Raw genomic sequence first — 23,149 nt, 5'->3', positions numbered from 1 at the left:
GGACAAGTTCCCAATCACGAAAAAACGGCGTACGACCAGCGATCGACCATTATGAACTCAATGGCGAAGCATGTACCGCTCGCAGGGAACGAAGCGTACTCCGCACTTTGTACAGACATATGACCGTCATACATCCTGACAATCATTTGCCGACAACGACACCAACCCCAACTATCCACCCCAACCCGCCCAATCAACCCCAAACCCCAACCACACCAACAAAACCACCCCACCACCCCCAAGACGGCCCCCACCCGATCCCGGGGGCACCCCGCCACGCCAGCCTATCGAGGGGGCAAGATCAACAGGGGTTACCTCGTGCACGCTGTGGACAACGTCCGCGTTGTGGATAACTGTGCACATTGGATCTTATTCAACGGCGGATTGTCGGTTTTGCCCGCTAGACTGGCAATCGGGGGCCGGAGGCCGCGTCCGAGGGTTCGACGCCGTGCCCAATTGGGCGCGGGGCCGTGTTCGAGAGAGCAAAGCCCGGACAGTCGACCGCAGCATCGCAAAAGGACAGTTGTCCGGTGAATGGCGTTCAATGTATTCGCTGTGCCGTGTGTCGGCCGGTGGATGCGGCGCTGTTCTTGGCTGACGTTTCTTTGCTGACGATTGCGCGGACTTGAGTGCCGCGGATGGCTGGGCGGTCGGCGACGATTTGGGGAGTGCTTCAACGGGCCAGCGGGCGGCGTTAGTACGGCCTCTGTTGGCCCGCATTTGCGGGCAGCGCCCGCGCCTCACTGGCTCGCGTTCGGCGAGTACTACCGTGTCCAAACCGGAGTGCAAGAGCGAATGACAGCGCGGGAATCATCGTTTGAGCGAGTAGAGCAACATGTCGGTCAGCACGCCATCGACCTCGCGCGACTCTGGCATCAGCCGCTCCAACCGGAACCCGGCCGACTCCGCGACACGCACCGAACCCCGGTTCCACGGCTCAATGTACGCCTCGATCCGGTCCAGCCGTGGAATGGCCCACGCGAACGCGACCAGGGCCCGCAGTGCCTGACTGGCCACGCCCTTGCCGCGGTGTTTCGGCGATACCGCGTACCCCACGGTCGCGCGCCCGACAGCGAGGTCGTGCAGCCATAGACCCGCTGCGCCTAACGCTCGGCCGGTTTGTGCGTCGGCCACTGCGAACGAGAATCCCTTTCCCTGGGCGAGGCGCTGGCGTTGGTCGCGGATCCAGGTCAGGCCTTGTTCCTCGGTCGGGTGGGCAACCAACGTGCCGATCAAGGGGATGTATGGGTCCTCCCCCAGTTCGTATGCCAGGTCCACATCGGAGTCGGCGTACTTCCGGAGCACTACCGCGCCGTATGACGGCGCCACCGTCGGCCAGGGCGGCATCTCGGTACCCACGCCATCGATTATCTCGTTGTCTGCCTCGCTCGGCCGTGCCACGATCCCGGACGCATGAAACATGTGCAGATATCAGACATCCTCGATCCTATTGGATATCTGAATCAGCTGCCTTCGTTCGCCGACGCGCTGCCCGATGACGCGCGAGCGTTCGCGACCGATCGACCACGAACGGGTGCAGCCACGAGGTCGCGCTCCGGAGCGGTTCGCTGACGACCACGAGCCGGGATCTGGTGGCGAGCTGGGTCGAGACCGACTGCCCGGACAAGAACTAACTTTCGCGCAGCCGTCGAAACTCTTCCGCCAACGCCGGAAGCTGGTAGTGCGCGTTCAAGCCGGACGGGTTGGGCAGGACCCAGACGCGCGACGGGCCGAGCATCTCCGGTTGCGGGCCGATCGTCGCCTTTGGACGGCCGAAGCCCATCCGATAAGCGCCGATTCCCACGATGGCAACCGTTTGCGGGAGGTATTTCTCCGCCAGCGCGGTCAGGATTCCGGCCCCTTGGACGAATTCCTGTTTGGACAACTCGGCCGCTGTCGCTGTCGCTCTGGCGACCATGTTGGTGATGCCGAGGCCGTAGGTCAGTAACTCATGCTGCTCGGACGGGTGCAATTGGCGCGGCGTGAAGCCCGACAGATGCAGCGCGGGCCAGAACCTGTTACCAGGCCGCGCGAAGTGCTGCTTGCGCTGAGCAGACAGAAGCCCCGGGTTGATTCCGCAGAACAACACGGAAAGACCCGGGGCGACGATGTCCGGAATGATCACCCTCGTTCGATCACACCGTGAAGCCAAGCGCCCGCAGCTGCTCGCGGCCGTCCTCGGTGATCTTCTCGGGGCCCCACGGCGGCATCCAGACCCAGTTGATCCGGAAATCCTGCACGATCCCGCCGCCCGGCCCGCTGGTCAGCGCGGTCCGCGTCTGGTCCTCGATCACGTCGGTCAACGGGCACGCCGCCGACGTCAGCGTCATGTCGATGGTCGCGGTGTTGTCGTCCTCGACCTTGATGTCGTAGACCAGGCCGAGGTCGACCACGTTGATACCCAGCTCGGGGTCGACCACGTCCCGCATAGCCTCTTCGACGTCGTCGATCGCGGCGACGTCTGCCTTCGGCGCCACCTCGGGCATCCCCGAAGCGCCGCGCACCACATCTTCAGTCATGCGGCGTTCCCTTCCGCTCGTACGACCGCGTCCTTGAAAGCCATCCAGCCCAGCAGCGCGCACTTCACGCGCGCCGGGTACTTGGCCACGCCCGCGAACGCGACGCCGTCCTCAAGCACGTCCTCGTCCGGTTCGATCTTGCCCTTGCCCTGCATCAGCTCCGTGAACGCATCCAGCGTCTTGAACGCCTCACCCACGCTACGCCCCACGACGAGGTCCGTCAGAACAGATGTCGACGCCTGGCTGATCGAACAGCCCTGGCCCTCGTACGACACGTCCGTCACGGTCTCGCCGTCGAGCTTGACCCGCAGCGTGACCTCGTCCCCGCACGTCGGGTTGACCTGGAAGGACTCCGCGTCGAACGGGTCCCGCAGGCCACGCCCGTGCGGGTTCTTGTAGTGGTCCAGGATGATTTCCTGGTACAGCTGCTCCATCTGCATTGTCAGCTCACCCCGAAGAACCGCTTGGTCTCGCGGACCCCGTCCAACAGCGCGGTGACGTCGTCGAGGTCGTTGTACAGGTAGAACGACGCCCGGATGCTCGCCGGAATTCCCAGCCGCCGATGCAACGGCCACGCGCAGTGGTGCCCGACGCGAACGGCGACGCCGAGGTCGTCGAGGACCTGGCCCGCGTCGTGCGGGTGCACGCCGTCGATCACGAACGACACCGCACCGCCACGGTCCTTCATGTCGGTCGGCCCGACGATCCGGACACCCGGGATCTCCTGCAGGCCCTTGATCGCGGCCTCGGTGAGCAGGTGCTCGTGCGCGTTGATCCGGTCCATGCCGACCACCGAGAGGTAGTCGACGGCCGCGCCCAAACCAACCGCTTGGGAGGTCATCGGCACGCCAGCCTCGAACCGCTGCGGCGGCGGCGCGAAGGTCGATTTGGCCATCTGGACCATTTCGATCATCGAGCCACCAGTCAGGAACGGCGGCATCGCCTCGAGCAGCGCCCGCCGTCCATACAGGACACCGACACCGGACGGGCCGAGCATCTTGTGTCCACTGAAGACCGCGAAGTCCACCCCGAGGCCATGGAAATCGACCTTCTGGTGCGGCACGGACTGGCACGCGTCCAGAACCGTCAGCGCGCCGACTTCCTGCGCCTTGGCAACGAGTTCGGCGACCGGGTTGACCGTACCGAGTACATTGGACTGGTGCGTAAAGGCGACGATCTTGGTCTTCGACGTGACCAGTTCGTCGATATTGGACAGATCGAGGCGTCCGTCGTCGGTGACACCGAACCACTTCAGCGTCGCGCCGGTGCGCAGCGCCAGCTGCTGCCACGGCACGAGGTTGGCGTGGTGCTCCATCTCGGTGATGACGATCTCGTCGTCCGGGCCAAGCAGGAACCGCGCGGCTTCCGGACCGGCGACCGAGGCGTTGCTCATCGCGTACGCCACGAGGTTGATGCCCTCGGTGGCGTTCTTGACGAACACCAGCTCGTCCGCGTTCGCACCCACGAAGTCGGCGATCTTCTGCCGGGCGCCTTCGTAGGCGTCGGTCGCCTCTTCGGCCAGCTGGTGCGCACCCCGGTGCACGGCCGCGTTCGAGGTCTCGAGGAACTCGCGTTCGGCGTCGAGAACCTGACGCGGCCGCTGCGAAGTCGCGCCCGAGTCGATGTAGTGCAACGGTTTCCCGTCACGCACCGTCCGCTGCAGGATCGGGAAATCCTTGCGGATGGCGGCTACATCAAGGTTTTCGTTCCCGGTGGGGGTGGGAGCCCCCGTAGGGGGTCGGCTTGTCACTGTGCGGCGGCTTCCTCGCGCTTGCCGGTGAACCGCACGTAACCTTCGCTCTCCAGCTGGTCGGCGAGCTCGGGGCCACCCGACTCGACGATCTTGCCGCCCGCGAAGACGTGCACGAAGTCCGGCTTGATGTAGTTCAGGATCCGCGTGTAGTGCGTGATCAGCATGACGCCGACCTCGCCGGACGCGCGGTAGCGGTTCACGCCCTCGGACACGACGCGCAGCGCGTCGACGTCCAGGCCGGAGTCGGTCTCGTCGAGAATCGCGATCTTCGGCTGCAGCAGACCGAGCTGCAGGATCTCGTGCCGCTTCTTCTCACCGCCGGAGAAGCCCTCGTTCACGCTGCGCTCGGCGAAGGCCGGGTCGATGTCCAAATCGGACATCGCGGTCTTGACTTCCTTGACCCAGGTACGCAGCTTCGGTGCCTCGCCGCGCACGGCGGTCGCGGCGGTGCGCAGGAAGTTCGACATCGACACGCCAGGGACCTCGACCGGGTACTGCATCGCGAGGAACAGGCCGGCGCGGGCGCGCTCGTCCACGCTCATCTCCAGCACGTCCTCGCCGTCAAGCAGGATCTGGCCAGAGGTGACGGTGTACTTGGGGTGCCCGGCGATCGCGTAGGACAAAGTGGACTTGCCGGACCCGTTGGGGCCCATGATCGCGTGGGTCTCGCCTGCGTTGATCGTCAGGTTGACGCCGGACAGGATCTCTTTCTCGACCTCGTCGGCGGTGACCGAGACGTGCAGGTCCTTGATCTCCAGGGTGGCCATAACTACTCGAATTCTCCGTTTTTACCAGTCAGTTCAGGGTGGTGGTGGGGTCGACGTAGACGTCGTCGCCGTCGATGCGAACCGCGTAGACGTCCACGGGTTCGCTGGCTGGCGGGGAGGACGGCTGCCCGGTGCGCAGGTCGAAACACGAACCGTGCAGCCAGCACTCGATTCCCTTGTGGGTGACCTCGCCCTCGGACAACGACAGCGAAGCGTGCGAGCACTCGTCTCGCAGGGCGTGCACCTCGTCGCCCTCGCGCACCAGCACGACAGCGACGTCGCCGATCTCGACGGCAAGCGGCTTCTTGTCGTCCAAATCAGACAGTGCACACGCCCGGATCATGCGCCGACCGCCTCGAGCTCGGCCTCGATCGCCGCTTCCAGCCGCTCACGCAGCTCCGGCACGCCGATCTTGACCAGGATCTCGTGGAAGAAGCCCCGCACGACGAGACGGCGGGCCTGCTCCTCGGGGATTCCCCTGGCCTGCAGGTAGAACAGCTGCTCGTCGTCGAACCGGCCGGTGGCGCTGGCGTGGCCCGCGCCGGCGATCTCGCCGGTCTCGATTTCGAGGTTGGGCACCGAGTCGGCGCGCGCGCCGTCGGTGAGCACCAGGTTGCGGTTCAGCTCGAAGGTCTCGGTGCCCTCGGCCGCCGCGCGGATGAGCACGTCACCGATCCACACCGTGTGGGCGCCCTCGCCCTGCAACGCGCCCTTGTAGACCACATTGGACTTGCAGTTCGGCACCGCGTGGTCCACAAAGGTCCGGTTCTCGAAGTGCTGACCGGCGTCCGCGAAGTACAGGCCGAGCATCTCGGCGTCGCCGCCGCGCTCGGTGTACGTCACGGTCGGCGAAAGCCGCACGACGTCGCCGCCGAGGGTGATCGTCGTGTGCCGCAGCGTCGAGTCACGGCCCAGCTTGTTGTGGTGCGACGACACGTGCACCGCGTCATCGGCCCAGTCCTGAACGGACACAACGGTGAGCCGGGCGCCGTCGCCGACGACGAACTCCACGTTGTCCGCGTACGTCCCGGAACCGCGGTGGTCGACGACCACGACGGCCTCGGCGAACTGCTCGGCGCGAACCTGCAGGTGCCCGTAGGCCAGCTTGCCCTCACCAGGACCGTCCACCGTGATGGTGATTGTGGACGGACGAGCTTCCTTCGGCACCGTGACGACCGTGGCGTCCACAAAGGACGACCAGGCCTGCGCGGCGATCCGGTCGTCCGGCGTGCCAGCCGTGCCGAGCCGGGAGTCGCCACGCTGGACGGTCTCGATCTTCACTTCGGCGGGCGCGTCGACCGACACCGTCGCGGTGCCGTCGGCGACCGCTCCACTGTGGAGGTTGCGCAAGCGCTTCAACGGCGTGAAGCGCCAGATCTCCTCGCGACCACCGGGCACCTCGAACGCGTCCACATCGAACGACGCGAACTGCGCCGCGCGCGAGGCAGCTGGGACCACAACACCCGCACCATGCGAGTGTTCCTTCACTAGCTCCGCCATGTCAGCCGACGGCCCCTTCCATCTGCAGCTCGATCAGGCGGTTCAGCTCGAGCGCGTACTCCATTGGCAGCTCACGCGCGATGGGCTCGACGAAACCGCGAACCACCATCGCCATCGCCTCGTCCTCGGTCAGGCCGCGCGACATCAGGTAGAACAGCTGGTCCTCGCTGACCTTCGACACGGTCGCCTCGTGTCCCATTTGGACGTCGTCCTCGCGGATGTCCACATAGGGGTAAGTGTCGCTGCGCGAGATCTGGTCGACCAGCAGCGCGTCACACTTCACAGTGGACTTCGAGTGGTGCGCCCGCTTGTTGACCTGGACAAGGCCGCGGTACGACGTGCGGCCACCGCCTCGGGCAACCGACTTCGACACGATGGTCGAGGAGGTGTGCGGCGCCATGTGCACCATCTTGGCGCCAGCGTCCTGGTGCTGGCCCTCGCCCGCGAACGCGATCGAGAGGACCTCGCCCTTGGCGTGCTCGCCCATCAGGAACACCGACGGGTACTTCATGGTGACCTTGGAGCCGATGTTGCCGTCGATCCACTCCATGGTCGCGCCCTCTTCGGCCTTCGCGCGCTTGGTGACCAGGTTGTAGACGTTGTTCGACCAGTTCTGGATGGTCGTGTAGCGGCAGCGGCCGCCCTTCTTGACGATGATCTCGACGACCGCGGAGTGCAGCGAGTCGCTCGAGTAGATCGGCGCCGTGCAGCCCTCGACGTAGTGCACGTAGGCGTCCTCGTCGACGATGATCAGCGTCCGCTCGAACTGGCCCATGTTCTCGGTGTTGATCCGGAAATAGGCCTGCAGCGGGATGTCGACGTGCACACCCTTCGGCACGTAGATGAACGAACCGCCGGACCAGACCGCGCCGTTGAGCGCGGAGAACTTGTTGTCACCGTGCGGAATGACCGAGCCGTAGTACTCCTTGAACAGCTCCGGGTGTTCCTTGAGCGCGGTGTCAGTGTCGAGGAAGATGACGCCCTTTTCCTCCAGGTCCTCACGGATCTGGTGGTAGACGACCTCGGACTCGTACTGCGCCGCGACACCTGCGACGAGGCGCTGCTTCTCAGCCTCGGGGATGCCCAGCTTGTCGTACGTGTTCTTGATGTCCTCGGGCAGGTCCTCCCAGCTCTGGGCCTGCTTCTCGGTCGAGCGCACGAAGTACTTGATCGAGTCGAAGTTGATACCGGACAAGTCCGCGCCCCAGTTGGGCATCGGCTTGCGGTCGAAGAGCTGCAGCCCCTTCAGGCGGCTCTCCAGCATCCACTCCGGCTCGCTCTTCTTTGCGGAGATGTCCCGAACGACGTCCTCGTTCAGGCCACGGCGAGCGCTGGACCCAGCCACATCGTTGTCGGCCCAGCCGTACTCGTAACGACCAAGGGTCGCCAGAGTCTCGTCCTGGGTCATCGGCACGCTTGTGGTGGGTGTGCGCTGCTCAGCAGCGGCAGTCATGCGGGATTCCCTCCATCCGGAGTCGGTGGGCCTAAGGAGGTGGAATAAGGCTCCACCGGTATGTGCGTGGTACACGCGGCGTCGCCACGTGCGATGGTTGCCAGCCGCTGCACATGGGTGCCGAGCAGGTCGGCGAATGCCGCCGTCTCGACCTCGCACAGCTGGGGGAACTCGGCCGCGACATGCGCCACCGGGCAGTGGTGCTGGCACAGCTGTTCTCCCGCCCCGACCTTGCGAGTCGAGGCAGCGTAACCCTCGCGGGTCAGCGCGGCGGCGAGGGCCTCCGCTTTCTCCTGCGGGGTATCCGCCGAGGTCACGGAAGTCCGGTGTGGATCGACGAGCGTCTTGACCCGTCGTTCCCAGAACGCCTTCACGGCGTCCTGCCCGCCGCTCTCGGCGAGGAACCGGATCGCGGCAACCGCCAGGTCGTCGTACGCGTGCCCGAACCGGGCCCGCCCTGCCTCCGTGAGCAGGAACAACTTGGCTGGACGGCCACGCCCGCGCGTTTTGAACTGCGGGGCGTCCCTCGTGCAGGCTTGGCCATCTGCCAGCAACGCGTCCAGGTGCCGCCGCACCGCCGGGCCGCTCAACTCGAGTTGCTCCGCGATCGATACCGCGCTCACCGGCCCTTGCTCAAGCAGCAACCGGGCGACGGCGAGCCTTGTGCTGCCGTCCGCCGGCTGCTGAGCAGGTCCGGTGTTTTTCACAACATAGATGTTACCTAATTGCCTCGGACCAGCTCAATGAGGGCCGGGGGTGACCCACGTCATGTCCGACCGTTCCGTGTAACGGCACGTCAACCGGGTCTATGCCCGCTTTGGCAGAGTTCGCGGTATGGATCTTCCCCTGCTGCAGTTCGACGCGACCGGTGCGGGCATGTACTCGCCAAGTGCACCTCGGTTGTCCGAGCCATGGCCTTCACGGGCCGTCATGTGCTTCTTTCACGAGCAGATCGCGGCGCTGGTTGACCGTGGCGCGGCTCGGTTGGCTGGCCGGTTCTCCGTCGAGATGGGTGGGCACGGCATTTACGTCACCGAGGATTCTCGTGGTGAGTCTGTGGCCGTGTTTCACCCGACCGTTGGCGCGCCGACCGCGGTTCACCACTTGGAACGTGTTGTCGCGGCTGGGGTTCGGAGCGTTGTTGTCTGCGGGGGTACCGGGGCGCTTGTGCCGCTTGCTTTGGGGCATGTGATCGTGGCGACCGGTTCGATCAGGGATGAGGGGACGTCTTTTCATTACGCGCCAGCTGGTTCTCGGGTTGATGTTGATCCGGAGGTTGTGGGCGCGTTGACCGGGTTGCTTGAAGAGCAGTCGGTTCCGCATGCCACGGGGCTGACTTGGACGACGGATGCGCCTTTCCGGGAGACGCCTTCGAAGGTGGCCGCGCGGCGGGATCAGGGATGTCTGGTTGTCGAGATGGAGGCTTCGGCTTTGCTTGCAGCCGGACGGTTTCGCGGGGTGAAGGTGGGTTTTCTGCTGTATGCGGGCGATGATTTGAGCGGCAAGACGTGGGACATGCGCAACTGGACGGCCAGCGATGCCCGTGCGCGGCTGCTGCCGCTTGCCATCGAAGCCAGCGGCCGGATCTAGAGGCTCGCCTCACCACGTTGGGCGGGTAATTCAGGGCGTCGGTAGGGCGTTGAACGCCAGCGCCAGGAAGTTAACACTCGGGACGTGGCCGGACCTGGAGGCGGGCACGTGGCGTTGACCTGGGAATATTGTGGGATTGCGCCGGTTGGTCGGTGCTGGGACTGGCCGCCCGTGCGAGGGTCTCGGTCACGTTCCTGGCATTGGTTGCCTGTCGATTCCACGGTCAACGTTGTGTGTAGAGCCACTGGCCGGGCGGCCGGGTACGCAGGTCTATATCGGGTGTCGTATTTCCTACATCGGGTCTCGCTTGTCCTACATCGGGTCTCGGATCTCGTCTATCGGGTTTCGTATCCGATGTAGGCTCGCTTCACGGCGCAGCAGCCAGTCGGGCGGCGAGGACAAGGCGCCTACGCCAGTCGGCGACAACACCGGCGGAATCCCAGGTTTCATATCCGAAATAGGGTGGCGAACCGGTAAGCCTGCCGTCGATGCCCGCCGCGGCTGAACCACAACGCCGCGCAGCATCAGGTTTCGTATCCGATATTTGCCATCCGTCAGGGGTTCGTTGCCATCAGTGCCTGCTCGACGTCGGCGATCAGCGCTTCGGCGTTCTCGATGCCGCAGGAGAACCTCAGCATCCCGGCGTCGATGCGGGCGGCGGCCAGTTCCTCGGCGCTCAGCGAGAAATGCGAGGAGTTGAACGGCGTGCTTACCAACGTCTCCACTCCCCCGAGGCTCGTTGCCTCGGAAGCGACCGTCAGGTGACGCATAACCGCGAGCGCCCGATCGTTGCCGCCGTGGACGGTGAAAGCGACCATCGCGCCATTGCCCGGATAGCGCACCGAAGCCACCTCGGGGTTGGCCCGAAGACGATCAGACAGCGCCCGCGCGGTCGCCTGCGCGCGCTCCATCCGGACGTCGAACGTCTGCAAGCCGCGCCAAACGAGAAAAGCGGCATGGGCGTCCAAGCAACCGCCGAACGTGATCACCCGACGCTGGATCGAGGTCACCGTGTCACGGTCGGCCACAACCGCGCCCGCGATCACGTCCGAGTGTCCACTGAGGAACTTCGTTGCCGAGTGCACGACGACATCAGCGCCGAGGCTCAACGGCTTGACCGTGTACGGAGTGGCGAAAGTGCTGTCCACGACCATCTTGGCTCCGGCCTCGTGGGCCAGGGAGGCCACCGCGGCCAGGTCTGTGAGCTCAAGCTGCGGGTTCGACAGGGTCTCCGCATAGACAATCGCCGTCGGGCCCAAAGCGATCGCGGACCGCCATTCGTCGAGATCGGCCGCGTCGACCATGGTCACGTCAAACCCAAGCGCAGGAAGGTCGCGAAGCAACAAATCCCGAGTGTCGCCATACACCTGACGCGCGGAAACGATCCGTCTGCCGCTCTGCAACAGCGTCAGCAGTGTTGTCGCGATCGCGGCCATCCCCGACGCGGTCATCAACGCGGCTTCGGCACCCTCCAACTCGCCGATCTCCGCGGCCGCCGCGTCGACCGTTGGGTTGGCGAACCGGCTGTACCAGTGCTCGCTCAGGCCACCGTTGCCTTGGATGTCCTTGTAGGCGATGTCGTCTAGATAGAACGTGGCCGACTGGTAGATCGGCGGCACGACCGGCCGGGTTCGCGCGACGTAGCCCACTGATTTCGCTGGACGATTCATGCGCTGACCATACGACTCACCGGGGTTCAGGTGGCTTCGATTCATGTGGCGAAAACGCTGAAGAGCCACAGATAATCCAGTGATGGATGCGATCGACAAAGTTATCCTCAGCGAGCTTATCCGGGATGGCCGGGTCAGCTTCCGTGATCTGGCCGAACGCGTCCGGCTCAGCCCGACCGCCACCGCCGAGCGCGTCCGGAAACTGCAGGAGTCCGGCATCATCAGCGGCTTCCGGGCCGAGGTCGACATGGCCGCGCTTGGTCGTCCGCTGAAAGCGTTCATCGACGTCCGTCTACGTCCAGGACCTGATCACGCCGAGTTGGAAGCCGCGCTGCTCACGCTGCCTGCCGTGCTCAGCGGGGCGCACGTGACCGGACGCTGGGACTACACGCTCACGGTCGCCTGCCGCGACGTCGCCGAACTCGACGAGGTGGTGATGGCGCTACCCGGCAGTTACGGCGTCGTCGAGACCAATACGCGGCTGTTGTTGCGGGAACTCGCCGGTTCCGGCGCCGAGGCCCTCACCCGGCTGCTGGGTTAGGCCGTCCAAGCTGCCGATACGCTTCCGGCGTGGTGGTGAGCGAGCCTGCGCCGGTCGATGTGGCGGTCCCGGCTGTCGTGGCGAAGCCGCCACCGTTGGACGACAAAGACTGCCGCGAGCTGGATCTGATCCGCCGGTTCGGCACCATCGGGTCGCTGCTGCTGGTCTTCGGCTCACTCGGGGCGGGCGCGCTGCCGATCTTCAACCCGCTGCCGAGTGTGCCCGTTCTCGGCCTTTTCGCCCGGATCCCCGCTGTCTCCCTCGGGGTCGGCACGCTGGGCATGGGCATGATCATCTCGTCGTGGCTGCTGCTCGGGAAGTTCGCGAAACCGGGCCGCGGCAGGCTGATCAGCCGGGCACAGCTCAACCGCACGCTGATGATGTGGGGCGTTCCCCTCGTCTTCGCCATGCCGCTGTTCTCCAAGGACGTCTACAGCTACCTGGCGCAGAGCTCGATCGTGTCGCTTGGCCTCGACCCGTACGAACTGGGTCCCGGCCAAGCGCTTGGCCAAGATCACCCGCTGACCCGTGGCGTGTCGAACATGTGGCGTGACACGCCCGCACCCTACGGTCCGCTGTTCCTGTTCCTCGGTCACCTGCTCAACTCCGTGACCGGCAACCACGTGGTCACCGGCGTGCTCACCCAGCGCCTGCTCGCGATCGTCGGTATCGCGCTGTTCGTCTGGGCGCTGCCGCGGTTGGCGCGACGGTTCGGCGTACAACCCGTCACCGCACTGTGGTTCGGCGCGGCCAACCCGCTTGTGCTGTTCCACCTGGTCGGCGGCGTGCACAACGAGGCGCTGGCGATCGGCCTGATGATGGCGGGCGCCGAGATCGCCTTCCGCTACCTGCCAAGGCCCGGTGATCCGCCGATCGCGTCGCTGCGCAGGGAATGGACGTTCGTCCTGCTCGGCGTCGCGGTCATCACGCTGGGCGCGGCCGTCAAACTTCCCGCGCTCGTGGCCGCCGCGTTCGTTGGCGTGCAGGTCACCCGCAGATGGGGCGGTGGCGTTCCGCGGTTGTTCGCGGTCGGTGGGCTTTTCGTGTTTACGGCGGCCGTCACGATGACCGCCGCATGCCTTGGCACAGGGCTCGGGTTCGGTTGGGTCGGCGCGCTGGACACGCCAAGCCTTGTCCGCAGCTGGATGTCGCCGGTCTCCGAACTGGGCAACCTGGGCGGCGTCCTGGGCATCACGCTGGGCCTCGGCAACCACACCACCGCCGTGCTGGAGATCTTCACGCTGCTCGGCTACGCCACCGCAGCCGTCATCACGGTCAAGATGATGTGGGACTGTCTCAATGGCAGGCGCAGCGTGATGACCGGCCTCGGCGTCTCGCTGGCCGCGTTCCTGATCCTGCACCCGGCGATGCAGCCCTGGTACCTGCTGTTCCCGGCGATCCCGCTGGCCGCGTCGCTTGCCGGGACCAAGCGGTTCCGCAACCTCGCCACCATGGGATGCACGATCGCGTCGGTGCTGCTGCCGACCACCGGCGGCACGTTCACCGGCCGCACGTACGTCATGGTTTTCGCGTACATCGCGGCGATCATCGTGTTGGCTGGGCTGCTTTTCTGGCTGAACCGCAAGGTGCCGTTGCTGCCGCGCAAGGTGACCCGGGTCGCTCCTGCCGAGGGGCACACAGACAGCGCATCGGCCACCCCCTAGGCTCTTACGTTGTGAGCGCGTCCGGAACCCGTCCTGCCGTCGAGGTGTCGGGATTGGTCAAGCGCTACGGCTCGACCACCGCCGTCGACGGCCTCGAACTCAGGCTTACGCAGGGCAACGTCCTCGCGTTGCTCGGGCCCAATGGTGCGGGCAAAACAACGACGGTCGAGGTGTGCGAAGGGTTCCTGCGCCCTGACGCAGGCCGGGTCCGCGTGCTTGGCCTCGATCCCCACGCCGACAGCGACAAGCTGCGCCCGCGCATCGGCGTGATGCCGCAGGGCGGCGGTGCGTACCCGGGCGTGCGCGCGGGCGAGATGCTCAAGCTCGTGGCGTCGTGCGCGGCGAACCCGCTCGACCCCGACTGGCTGCTGGACGTCCTCGGCCTCACCAACGCGTTGCGGACCCCGTACAAGCGGTTGTCCGGCGGGCAGCAACAGCGGTTGTCGCTGGCGTGCGCCCTTGTCGGCCGCCCCGAGCTGGTTTTCCTCGACGAGCCGACGTCCGGAATGGACCCGCAGGCGCGCCGCCTGGTCTGGGACCTGGTGACGGCGTTGCGCACGGACGGCGTGACCGTGCTGCTGACCACGCACCTGATGGAAGAGGCCGAGACGCTCGCCGACCATGTGGTGATCGTTGATCACGGCCGGGTCGTCGCCGAGGGCAGCCCGGCGCAGCTGACCACCGAGGACCCCGACTGCCAGCAACTGCGTTTCAAGGCGCGGCCCGGGTTGGACACCTCGCTGCTGACCGCCGCGTTGCCCGAAGGCTGTCACGTCGCCGAAGCTGCTTTGGGTACATACATCGTTACCGGGCGCGTCGACCCGCAGGTAGTCTCGACTGTGACGGCGTGGTGTGCCCAACAAGGAGTGCTGGCCGAGGAACTGCATGTCGGCCGGCGCAGTCTCGAGGACGTGTTCCTCGAATTGACCGGACGGGAGTTGCGTTGACGGCCACAGCCGCTTCCAACGGAGTCAACTCACGGTTCCCCGCTGGCACGTTCCGCCCCGAGCCCGGCGCTGGGAGCAAGCCGCGCATGCTGCTCGCGCACGCACGCACGGAAACCAAGCTGACGCTGCGCAACGGTGAGCAGATCCTGCTCACGTTGCTGATCCCGATCGCGCTGCTGGTCGGGCTCACCTTGATCGACATCATCTCGTTGCCGGAGCCGCGCGTTGACGCGGTCGTGCCGCGGATCTTCGCGCTCGCCGTGATGTCCTCAGCGTTCACCGGGCAGGCGATCGCGCTCGGTTTCGACCGGCGCTATGGCGTACTCAAACGGCTCGCCGCGACCGCGCTCCCCCGTTGGATGCTCGTCGGTGGACGGGTGCTCGCCGGGATCACGGTCGTCGCGATCCAGCTGATCGTGCTCGGCGTGATCGCGCTTCTGCTCGGCTGGTCGCCCTCGATCGGCGGTGTGCTGTGGAGCGTCGTGCTCGCCGTACTCGGCGCGTTGACGTTCGGCGCGCTCGGTGTGTTGCTCGGCGGAACCCTGCGGGCTGAGCTCGTGCTCGCGCTGGCGAACATCATCTGGTTCGTGCTGCTGCTGGCTGGCGGGATCATCGTACGGGCCGAGTCGATGCCTTCCGGTGTCGCCGGGATCGTCGAACTGCTGCCGTCCGGCGCGCTGACCGAAGGCATCCACCAGGCGCTCAGCAGCGGGGGCCCCGGGTGGCAGCCGGTGATCGTGCTGGTCGCGTGGGGTGTCGTCGCCGCTGTGGTGGCCGGGCGCACAACTCGCCTGACCTGAAGTCGATCACTCGGCACGCTACGCATACCATCGGCGGTGTGCTGAAGCAGCGGATCGTCCAATGGCAGTACGGCTTCGCCATCGCCGCGGTGATCGCCAATGTCGCGATCGCGATCACCGGTTCGATCGTGCGCGTCACCGGCTCGGGCCTCGGCTGCACGGAATGGCCGAACTGCCTGCCCGGCAGCATGGTCCCGGTCGAGCATCCCGAACTGGCGATGTTCCACCAGTGGATCGAGTTCGGAAACCGGATGCTTTCGGGCGTCGTTGGCATCATCGGCGGCTTCTGCTTCCTGGCCGCGTGGCTGTCGCGGCCGCACCGGCGCCGCGTGCTGTGGCTGTCGGCCGCGATGCTCGGCGGCGTGTTCGTGCAGGCGGTCCTCGGTGGGATCACCGTGCGGACCGGCCTGTTGTGGTGGACCGTGGCCGTTCACATGGTCGTCTCGCCCGTGCTGGCGTGGTTCGCCGTGATGCTTGTGCGGTCCTTGCGTGAAAGTGACGCGCCTGCGCGGCCGCAAACGCATCCGTGGGTCCCGCGCTTGCTCGTTGCTCAGACGGTTGTGCTCGTCGGGTTGCTGATCGCGGGCACGATGGTCACCGGCGCAGGTCCACACGCGGGTGACAAGGACGTGGCGCGGTTGGGGCTGCCTGTCTCGACGCTGGCCCATGTACACGCCGCGTTCATGTACACGTTCCTCGCGCTACTGCTGGCCGTCGGCTATTTGCTCTGGCGTGGACCGTCAGCGCGGGACATCTGGCAGCGGTATTTCCTCCTGCTCGCCGTGGTGCTTGCGCAGGGCACTCTCGGCTTCGTGCAGTACTTCACCGGCGTGCCAAGTATCCTGGTCGTCCTGCACGTTTTCGGTGCCATGCTGGTGACGGTCGCGACGGCGGCGCTGTGGGCGTGGAGCCGTGCACGACCGGCCACTGTGGAAGCGACTGAGCATGAGCATTTCGTCGGCGCGTCGCTCTGACACTATCTTCGCGTCACTCCAGACACGTAATGTCTGAATTGTGACGACGACCGAATCAGGAGCGGCGCCACTGCTCGGCGAACGCCGTACAGTCGCCCAGCAGTTCATTTTGAAGCTCTTCCTGTTGGTGCCGTTCGCGGCGCTGATCGCGGCTGTGCCCTTGGTGTGGGGCTGGGGTTTGAGTGTCCTCGACCTCGTACTGGCCGCCAGCATGTACGTGATCGCCACACTCGGCGTGACCGTCGGCTACCACCGGTACTTCACCCACGGCGCGTTCAAGGCCAACCGTGCCGTGCGGATCGTGCTCGGCATCGCGGGCAGCTTCGCGGTGCAGGGGTCGGTCATCTTCTGGGTCGCCAGTCACCGCAGACATCACGCGTACGCCGACCGCGAGGGCGACCCGCACTCGCCATGGCTGTTCGGCACGTCACCGGTCGCGTTGCTGAAAGGTTTCTGGCACGCGCACATGGGCTGGATGTTCTCCCGCGACGTCACCAACTACCAGCGGTTCGCGCCGGACTTGTTGCGTGACAAAGACGTCCAGATCGTCCACAAGCTGTTCGGCGTGTGGACGATCGGAAGTTTGCTTTTGCCCGCGCTGCTCGGCGGGCTGATCAGCTGGTCGTGGTGGGGCGCGCTGACCGGGTTCTTCTGGGCGGGGCTTGTCCGGATCGCGTTCCTGCACCACGTGACCTGGTCGATCAACTCGATCTGCCACATGGTCGGCGCACGGCCGTTCGCCAGCCGGGACCGCGCGGCGAACTTCTGGCCGCTGGCGATCCTGTCGATGGGCGAATCGTGGCACAACTCCCACCACGCCGACCCGACGTGCGCGCGGCACGGGGTTTTGCGCGGCCAGATTGATATCGCGGCGCGGACGATCTGGATCTTCGAGAAGCTGGGTTGGGCGTGGGACGTGCGGTGGCCGACCGCGGAGCGCCTGGCCCGCAAGCGGGTCAGCGCCGAATCGGCGGGTTGATCTTTGGTGTCCTAAGTGGCCGGGGCGTGTGTCCCGGCCACGTGGTTTGTCTGTCCCATGTGGCCGGGAAGCTCTCCTGACCATGTCCTTTTGGGGAAACGTTCGCGTGTGTCCTGACGTCTCTACAGGCAGACGAAAGGAGCAGGACATGCAGGAGAACGAGTTGGTTGTGCGGACAGACATCAATGCTGGCGGCTACGAGCCTGACAACCACTCCGAGGAACTCGTGGTGCGCACCGACGTCAAGGCAGGCGCCCGAGACGACGAAAAAGCCAACCACTCGGAGGAGCTGGTGGTGCGCACTGATGTCAAAGCGGGCGCCAGGGACGACGAGAAAACCAACCACTCTGAAGCTTTTGTCCTCCGCCGCTCGTTGATCTGATCTGTGTCCGATGTGGCCGGGATGGACCTTCTCATCCGCCTTTTTCGCGATAGCGTGCGTCGTCCGTTGAAGATCTTCTCGGCGATGGGAGACGCAGATGAGCAACGACATCAACAGCGACGAGCTGGTCGTGCGCACCGACGTGACCGCTGGTGGCGCCGCCGACAACCAGCACTCCGAGGGCCTCATCGTGCGGTGACAACCGACGATGGGGTGGCCGTCCTCGCTGCGGCGAGGGCGGCCCTCGATTCCGGTGACCTGCCCGAAGCCACAGCATTGGGCGACAATGCAATCCAGGTGCTTGCCGCCGAATGCGGCGCCGAACACCCGGACACCGCGAACGCACAACTGCTGCTCGCCTCCGTGCACGAGCAGTTGGGACACTTCGACCAAGCCAAGCGCTCCGCGACGATCGCCTTGTCCATTTTGGACAAGTACGCCACCAGTTCCCTGCGGACGGTGATGATCCTACGTGTCCGTGCGGAGATCGCGGTGGCGAATCTCGACCGGATCAGCGGCGACTTCGAAGCCGCGCGTGCCCGCATGTCCACGACACTCGGCCGGCTGGAGCCGGGCGATCCGCTCGCGGCGGGCGTGCACAACGTGCTGGGCATTGTCGGCAAGTTCACCGGCGAGTTCGACGAGGCCCAGGCGCATTACCTTCGTGCGCTGGAGTTGCACGAGGACAACCCGTTGGGAATGGCGGCGATTCTGCACAACCTCGGCGGCCTTGAGCACGAGCGACGCAGGCCCGAAGCCGGAATCCCATGGGCCGAACGGGGATTGGAAATCCGGCGGAACGTCCGGCCGCCGGATCATCCGGACATCGCGGCGGACCTCGGCGCGCTTGGGTCTCTTTATCTGAGTGCCGGGCGGCTCGATGACGCCGAAAAGGCCTTCCGCCAGGCGATCAGCATCTTCACCGCGGATTACGAGATCGCTGTCGTGCGCGGGAACCTGGCGCACCTGCAGGCTCGGCAGGGCCGGATCGAACAAGCCGAGGACAACTACCGGGCCGCGTTGGCAGGCAAAAGGAAGGCGCTCGGCGACGATCACCCGGACATCGCGGTGACGGCACACAACCTCGGCGTCTTGCTGTTCGACGCGGGACGGCAGGCCGAGGGGCGCGAGCTCATCGAGCACGCGCTCGATCTGCTCACCGCCCGGTTCCCGGCGGACCATCCGCGGGTTGTGGCTATCGCGCGAACGCTGGCGACGCTGTGAGCAAGCGCTTTCTTGTCCCAGAGGTTGTCCAGACGTCCGGAATGGACTGTGGCCCGGCGGCGCTGAGCTGCCTGCTTGCGGGTTTCGGGATCAACGCGAGTTACGGACGGTTGCGGGAAGCGTGCCAGACCGACGTGGACGGCACGTCGATCAACACCCTTGAGGACACCGCTCGCCTGCTGGGCTTGGACGTCGTGCAACTGATGGTGCCGCCGACACGCGTCGTCCGGCATCTCCCGGCGATCGTGGTTGTCCGGCTGCCCAGCGGGATGCTGCATTTCGTCGTGGTTTGGCGGCAGCACGGCCAGTTCCTGCAAATCATGGACCCTGCGGTCGGCCGTCGTTGGGTGCGCGCGGACCGGTTCGTCGACGAGATCTACGTGCACACGCACCGGATGCCGGACGGCGCGAAGGTCGAAGGCGCCGTGCTGGTCCGCGTGAACGGCGTCGGGACGGTCGACTGGGATGCACTGCCTGCCGACTTGCGGGCGGCGTTGACCGAACCGCCGCCACGGCCGCTCGCCGAGATGGTCCGGCCCGTTCCGTGGGGTGTTCTTGGAGTCGGGGCGGTGGCCGCGGCTATTGGCGTCACGGTCGAAGCCGTGCTGTTCCGGGAGGCGATCAACGGCAGCTTCGGTCCCGTGCTGGGAGTCGCAGTCGGATTGCTTGTGCTGGAAACACTTCTGGCTTTGGGCGGGACGCGACTCGGGCGTGGGCTCGATCTTGGTCTCCGGCGGACGCTGCTGGGCAGGCTGCCATTGCTACCCGACCGATATCTGCACAGCAGGCCGACGTCGGATCTCGCCGAGCGCGCGCACCGGCTGCATCAGCTGCGGGATTTGCCTGCGCTCGGTGTCGAGGTCGTCCGCACGCTCACCGAGATCGTCGCGGTCGTGGTGGCGATCGCGTTGATCGACTTCGACGCTGCCCTGCCTGCCGCGATCGCGGCGGTGACGGCGGTTGGTGCGTCGCTGGTCGTCCATCCGGTGATCGCCGAGCGGGATTTACGGCAGCGCAGTCATTCTGGCGCGCTGGCCAGGTTCTTTCTCGACGGCATGCTTGGGTTGACCGCGCTTCGCGCGCACACAGCCGAGGCTGTCGTGACCGCCGAACACGACCGGAGGTTGCGGGACTGGGCTGCTAGCGGGCGAGCGCTCGCGCGCGCTGTGGTTTCCGCCGAGGCGCTGCAACGAATCTGTGGCGTGGGCGCGGCGGCTTGGCTCGTTTGGCAGGCGCGTGACCACGAGCCCGCCACGTTTCTGCTCCTCGCCTTCTGGGCCGTGTCGTTGCCGACGCTTGCTGCGCGTGTGGGGCGGTTGACCAGGCAGTGGCCGTGGCACCGGAATGTGGCACACCGGTTGGTCGAGCCGCTTGCGGCGCCGCAGGAGGACCAGCCGATCGTGGCGAAATCGGTTGATGGCGGGGTGGCGATCGCGTTTCGGAACGTCAGTGTGGTGGCCGGTGGGCATACCGTGCTGGACGGGGTGGACCTGTCGGTCATGGCTGGCGAGCGTATTGCGATCGTTGGCGCGTCGGGATCGGGCAAGTCGACTTTGATCGGTCTCTTGCTTGGTTGGCACGTGCCAGCGGGCGGTGTTGCCGAGATCGATGGCGCGCCGCTTGACCCTGTCCTTCTGCGACAGTCAACGGCGTGGGTGGATCCGGCGGTGTCCCTGTGGAACAGCTCCCTAGCTGACAATTTGGGCTACGGAAATGCTGATCCCGACATCGCGCGCGCTGTGGACGAGGCCGAACTGAATGGCATTCGCGCGAACCAGTTGGGCGACGCGGGTGGGTTGCTTTCTGGTGGTGAAGGACAGCGGGTGCGGCTTGGTCGCGCACTGCTGCGTTCAAACGTCCGACTGGCGCTGCTTGACGAGCCGTTCCGTGGTCTCGACCCGGCGCAGCGGGACCGAATGTTGGAGCGCCTGGATTCTTGGTGGCATGGGGCGACTGTGTTGATGGTGACCCATGATGCCCGCGAGGCTCTTGGGTTTCCCCGGGTACTGGTGATGGAACGTGGGCGGATCGTGGAGGACGGCGATCCCGCCGCGTCCACCCGGCTGCCGGAGCTGCTCGACGAACAGGCTGGCTCGCGCGCTTTGCTCGCCGGTTGGCGGAACGTCGAGGTGGGCGCATGAAGCTGATCGCCGCGTTTCTTCTTGCACATACTGGCGCGTACGTCCTTTTCGTCCTCTCATGGGTTGTGCTCGGTGGCGGGGCTTTGTCCGGCAGGGTTGATGGCGGTGACTTCGTAATTTGGGCCGCTTTGCTGGCTGGGTCCGTGCCGTGTCACTTGGCGGCCACTCGATTGCAGTCGAGCATTTCTTTGCGACTCGGTGGTTTGCTTCGTCAGCGGCTGGTCCGCGGGACGCTCGGGCTGGATCGGGACGAGTTGCGTGGCCAGGGTGTCGGCCGGCTGCTGGGCCGGGTACTGGAGGTCGAGGCCGTCGAAAGTTTGGCGGTTGGTGGCGGGTTGCTCGGACTCGTCGCGTGCGTCGAACTGGTGATTGCCGGGGTGGCTCTCGGCGCCGCCTCGGTTCCGGCGCTGGCGATTCTGGTCGCTTGGGTGGGGATCACGCTTGTTGTGGCGCGACGCTATCTGCGGGCTCGTCAGGCGTGGACCGAGTCTCGGCTTGAGCTGACCGACGACATCGTGGCCAAGATGCTCGGCCATCGCACCCGGCTGGCCCAACAGTCCCCTGCTGACTGGCACGTCGGCGAGGATGATTTGCTGCGCCGGTACGAGAACCGCAGCAGGCAACTGGACCGTCGGCTCGTGGTTCTGTCTGCTGTGTGCACGCGCGGCTGGGTGGTTATCGGCGTCACCGGATTGTGGATCTCCGCGACCGATGTGGCTGTCGGCATTGGCGGCGTTGCACTCGCCGCGGGCGCGTTGCGGAGCCTGACGGCCGGGTTGGGCGACATCGCCGACGCTTCAACCGCGTGGGCGAACCTGAAACCGCTGACGCGCCCTATTTCGTATCCGATATCGGAAGTAGTATCCGTCGCCGATGACGGCCCCCTGCTGGACGCCGAATCGGTGACATTCCGGCCTGCGCTCGACGGCGTGAACCTACGGGTCGGCACCGGCGAACGTTTGCTCGTGACCGGCAACTCCGGCAGCGGCAAGTCGACTCTCGTTTCGCTGCTCGCCGGATTGCGCATGCCGCACCACGGAACGATCCGGTTGCACGGCCGTTCGCTGCAAGACATCGGCGAGCACGAATGGCGGCGGCGAGTTGTGCTGTCGCCGCAGTTCCACGAAAACCATCTAATGCTTGGCTCGCTGGCGTTCAACCTGTTGGTCGGCCGGGGTTGGCCCGCGACCGCCGACGACCTCGATGACGCGCAGGCCGTTTGCGAACAACTCGGCCTCGGGCCGCTCCTGAACCGGATGCCGTCAGGCCTGCACCAAATCGTTGGCGAGACCGGATGGCAGCTGTCGCACGGCGAACGCAGCCTCGTGTTTCTGGCCAGGGCTCTGCTGCAAAACCCGGACGTACTCGTTCTGGACGAGACGCTCGGCGCGCTCGATCCCGCCACACAGCACCAGGTGGTGACGGTTCTCGACAAGATCGAGCCCGCGGTGGTTCTGGTGCATCACGGCAACAGCGGCTCCCGCGGGACCGTCTGACGCGCTCGCTCCAAAAGGTCGGCGAGTTCGGCATCCGGAGCGTAAGCGACGTCGTCGATCGCGCCGATCAACGTTGGACCGACGATCGCGTTGCTCCGGAACGCACTCCGAAAATTTCCTATATCGGATATGAAAACTCCGCGTCGTTCATCGGGCACGCCCAAAGTGCGCAACCCGGCGCGTAAAAGTGCCATCTCGACGCCGGGCAACGCGGGCGCGTCCGGCCAGACGACCTTCGAACCGTCGTAGAAGCCGATGTTCCAGACCGACCCTTCGGAGATCCGGCCGTCCGTGTCGGTGAACAGGACGTCGTCGAATCCGGCCTGCTGAGCGAGCCGTATTTCGTGGTACAGGCTGAACGTGCCGACGTGTTTGACCTCTGGCAGGTAGCGGCTGAAGACGCTCGTGCGCACGCGCGGTGGCGTTGCCGGACGCTGCCGCATCGGCCGAACCTTGATCACGACGTCCGGCGGTTCCAGTCCGAGCAGATTCTGCGGCGACGCGTTTCGGGTGAACGCGGTGACGCGCACATTTGCGGGCAGCTCGTGTCCCTGGATGGCTTGGTGGACGCGTTCGCGGACCATGTCGCCGTCGATGCCGTGCCCGAAAACGATCTTGGCGTCCCGGTCGAGCCGCTCGAGATGCAGCTTCAGGCCCCGCACGCCGTCCGCGTGCACCGCGATCGCGGTGAAGTTGCCGTAGTTGACGGAAGCGACGGTTTCCAGGTCATCTCTGCTGCCATCCACCTG

General features: G+C 65.8%; 23 protein-coding genes. 11 read left to right on the top strand and 12 right to left on the bottom strand.

The window, feature by feature from the left end:
- Window positions 1–810: 810 nt before the first annotated feature.
- From LWC34_RS49005 to LWC34_RS48960, 10 genes are all read right to left on the bottom strand, one after another.
- Entirely contained in the window at window positions 811–1,359 is a 549-nt protein-coding gene (locus tag LWC34_RS49005; RefSeq protein ID WP_233732841.1) for a GNAT family N-acetyltransferase, read from the bottom strand.
- 271 nt (window positions 1,360–1,630) lie between these two features.
- Complete coding sequence (gene mug / locus LWC34_RS49000) at window positions 1,631–2,122, bottom strand: G/U mismatch-specific DNA glycosylase (protein ID WP_233734143.1); 492 nt, start codon at window positions 2,120–2,122, stop codon at window positions 1,631–1,633.
- A gap of 13 nt (window positions 2,123–2,135) precedes the next feature.
- Window positions 2,136–2,519 carry a metal-sulfur cluster assembly factor gene (locus LWC34_RS48995; protein WP_233732839.1) on the bottom strand — a complete coding sequence of 128 codons (384 nt, stop codon included), beginning with the start codon at window positions 2,517–2,519 and terminating at the stop codon, window positions 2,136–2,138.
- On the bottom strand, window positions 2,516–2,959 hold the full coding sequence (gene sufU / locus LWC34_RS48990; protein ID WP_233732837.1) for a Fe-S cluster assembly sulfur transfer protein SufU: 444 nt from the start codon (window positions 2,957–2,959) through the stop codon (window positions 2,516–2,518). The genes LWC34_RS48995 and sufU overlap by 4 nt, the downstream gene beginning before the upstream one ends.
- A gap of 2 nt (window positions 2,960–2,961) precedes the next feature.
- The gene (locus LWC34_RS48985; RefSeq protein ID WP_233732835.1) at window positions 2,962–4,269 is read right to left on the bottom strand and encodes a cysteine desulfurase; all 1,308 of its coding nucleotides are present in this window, start codon (window positions 4,267–4,269) and stop codon (window positions 2,962–2,964) included.
- Window positions 4,266–5,039 (bottom strand): Fe-S cluster assembly ATPase SufC, encoded by a 774-nt coding sequence (gene sufC, locus LWC34_RS48980; protein ID WP_233732833.1) that lies wholly within the window; start codon window positions 5,037–5,039, stop codon window positions 4,266–4,268. Before sufC ends, LWC34_RS48985 begins: the two co-directional genes overlap by 4 nt.
- A 28-nt stretch (window positions 5,040–5,067) precedes the next feature.
- A complete protein-coding gene (locus LWC34_RS48975) occupies window positions 5,068–5,382 on the bottom strand; it encodes a non-heme iron oxygenase ferredoxin subunit (RefSeq protein ID WP_233732830.1) in 315 nt (104 codons plus the stop codon).
- On the bottom strand, window positions 5,379–6,539 hold the full coding sequence (sufD, locus tag LWC34_RS48970; RefSeq protein WP_233732829.1) for a Fe-S cluster assembly protein SufD: 1,161 nt from the start codon (window positions 6,537–6,539) through the stop codon (window positions 5,379–5,381). Before sufD ends, LWC34_RS48975 begins: the two co-directional genes overlap by 4 nt.
- Before the next feature lies 1 nt (window position 6,540).
- Window positions 6,541–7,947, bottom strand: a complete 1,407-nt coding sequence (sufB, locus tag LWC34_RS48965; protein ID WP_443667763.1) for a Fe-S cluster assembly protein SufB — start codon at window positions 7,945–7,947, stop codon at window positions 6,541–6,543.
- 41 nt (window positions 7,948–7,988) lie between these two features.
- Entirely contained in the window at window positions 7,989–8,699 is a 711-nt protein-coding gene (locus LWC34_RS48960) for a helix-turn-helix transcriptional regulator (RefSeq protein WP_233732827.1), read from the bottom strand.
- Window positions 8,700–8,826: 127 nt separating this feature from the next.
- Here LWC34_RS48960 and LWC34_RS48955 point away from each other — a divergent pair, with 127 nt between their 5' ends.
- Window positions 8,827–9,582, top strand: a complete 756-nt coding sequence (locus LWC34_RS48955; protein ID WP_233732826.1) for a nucleoside phosphorylase — start codon at window positions 8,827–8,829, stop codon at window positions 9,580–9,582.
- A 554-nt stretch (window positions 9,583–10,136) separates the two neighbouring features.
- Here the strand turns inward: LWC34_RS48955 and LWC34_RS48950 are convergent.
- The gene (locus tag LWC34_RS48950; RefSeq protein WP_233732825.1) at window positions 10,137–11,252 is read right to left on the bottom strand and encodes a trans-sulfuration enzyme family protein; all 1,116 of its coding nucleotides are present in this window, start codon (window positions 11,250–11,252) and stop codon (window positions 10,137–10,139) included.
- 82 nt (window positions 11,253–11,334) lie between these two features.
- Here LWC34_RS48950 and LWC34_RS48945 point away from each other — a divergent pair, with 82 nt between their 5' ends.
- The 10 genes from LWC34_RS48945 to LWC34_RS48900 all read left to right on the top strand — a co-directional run bounded on the left by LWC34_RS48945 (window position 11,335) and on the right by LWC34_RS48900 (window position 22,400).
- Window positions 11,335–11,793: an Lrp/AsnC family transcriptional regulator gene (locus LWC34_RS48945; protein ID WP_233732824.1), complete on the top strand. Its 459-nt coding sequence runs from the start codon at window positions 11,335–11,337 to the stop codon at window positions 11,791–11,793.
- A gap of 32 nt (window positions 11,794–11,825) precedes the next feature.
- Entirely contained in the window at window positions 11,826–13,457 is a 1,632-nt protein-coding gene (mptB, locus tag LWC34_RS48940; RefSeq protein WP_233734142.1) for a polyprenol phosphomannose-dependent alpha 1,6 mannosyltransferase MptB, read from the top strand.
- Between the two features lie 11 nt (window positions 13,458–13,468).
- On the top strand, window positions 13,469–14,404 hold the full coding sequence (locus tag LWC34_RS48935; protein WP_233732823.1) for an ABC transporter ATP-binding protein: 936 nt from the start codon (window positions 13,469–13,471) through the stop codon (window positions 14,402–14,404).
- An 86-nt stretch (window positions 14,405–14,490) separates the two neighbouring features.
- Window positions 14,491–15,204, top strand: a complete 714-nt coding sequence (locus tag LWC34_RS48930) for an ABC transporter permease (RefSeq protein WP_233734140.1) — start codon at window positions 14,491–14,493, stop codon at window positions 15,202–15,204.
- Window positions 15,205–15,242: 38 nt separating this feature from the next.
- Window positions 15,243–16,178 (top strand): COX15/CtaA family protein, encoded by a 936-nt coding sequence (locus LWC34_RS48925; protein WP_233732822.1) that lies wholly within the window; start codon window positions 15,243–15,245, stop codon window positions 16,176–16,178.
- Window positions 16,179–16,215: 37 nt separating this feature from the next.
- Window positions 16,216–17,157: an acyl-CoA desaturase gene (locus LWC34_RS48920; protein ID WP_372496836.1), complete on the top strand. Its 942-nt coding sequence runs from the start codon at window positions 16,216–16,218 to the stop codon at window positions 17,155–17,157.
- Window positions 17,158–17,305: 148 nt separating this feature from the next.
- Complete coding sequence (locus LWC34_RS48915) at window positions 17,306–17,539, top strand: hypothetical protein (RefSeq protein WP_233732819.1); 234 nt, start codon at window positions 17,306–17,308, stop codon at window positions 17,537–17,539.
- Window positions 17,540–17,734: 195 nt separating this feature from the next.
- Window positions 17,735–18,763 (top strand): tetratricopeptide repeat protein, encoded by a 1,029-nt coding sequence (locus LWC34_RS58465; protein WP_233732817.1) that lies wholly within the window; start codon window positions 17,735–17,737, stop codon window positions 18,761–18,763.
- Window positions 18,760–20,904 carry an ATP-binding cassette domain-containing protein gene (locus tag LWC34_RS58460; protein WP_233732814.1) on the top strand — a complete coding sequence of 715 codons (2,145 nt, stop codon included), beginning with the start codon at window positions 18,760–18,762 and terminating at the stop codon, window positions 20,902–20,904. Before LWC34_RS58465 ends, LWC34_RS58460 begins: the two co-directional genes overlap by 4 nt.
- Complete coding sequence (locus LWC34_RS48900; RefSeq protein WP_233732812.1) at window positions 20,901–22,400, top strand: ATP-binding cassette domain-containing protein; 1,500 nt, start codon at window positions 20,901–20,903, stop codon at window positions 22,398–22,400. The genes LWC34_RS58460 and LWC34_RS48900 overlap by 4 nt, the downstream gene beginning before the upstream one ends.
- Here the strand turns inward: LWC34_RS48900 and LWC34_RS48895 are convergent.
- The gene (locus LWC34_RS48895) at window positions 22,367–23,146 is read right to left on the bottom strand and encodes an aminotransferase class IV (RefSeq protein WP_233732809.1); all 780 of its coding nucleotides are present in this window, start codon (window positions 23,144–23,146) and stop codon (window positions 22,367–22,369) included. The two genes, LWC34_RS48900 and LWC34_RS48895, sit on opposite strands and share 34 nt — an antisense overlap.
- Between the last annotated feature and the right edge of the window lie 3 nt (window positions 23,147–23,149).

Source organism: Kibdelosporangium philippinense, assembly GCF_021390435.2.
Lineage (GTDB): Bacteria > Actinomycetota > Actinomycetes > Mycobacteriales > Pseudonocardiaceae > Kibdelosporangium > Kibdelosporangium philippinense.
This window is presented reverse-complemented; position numbering and strand designations above follow the sequence as displayed.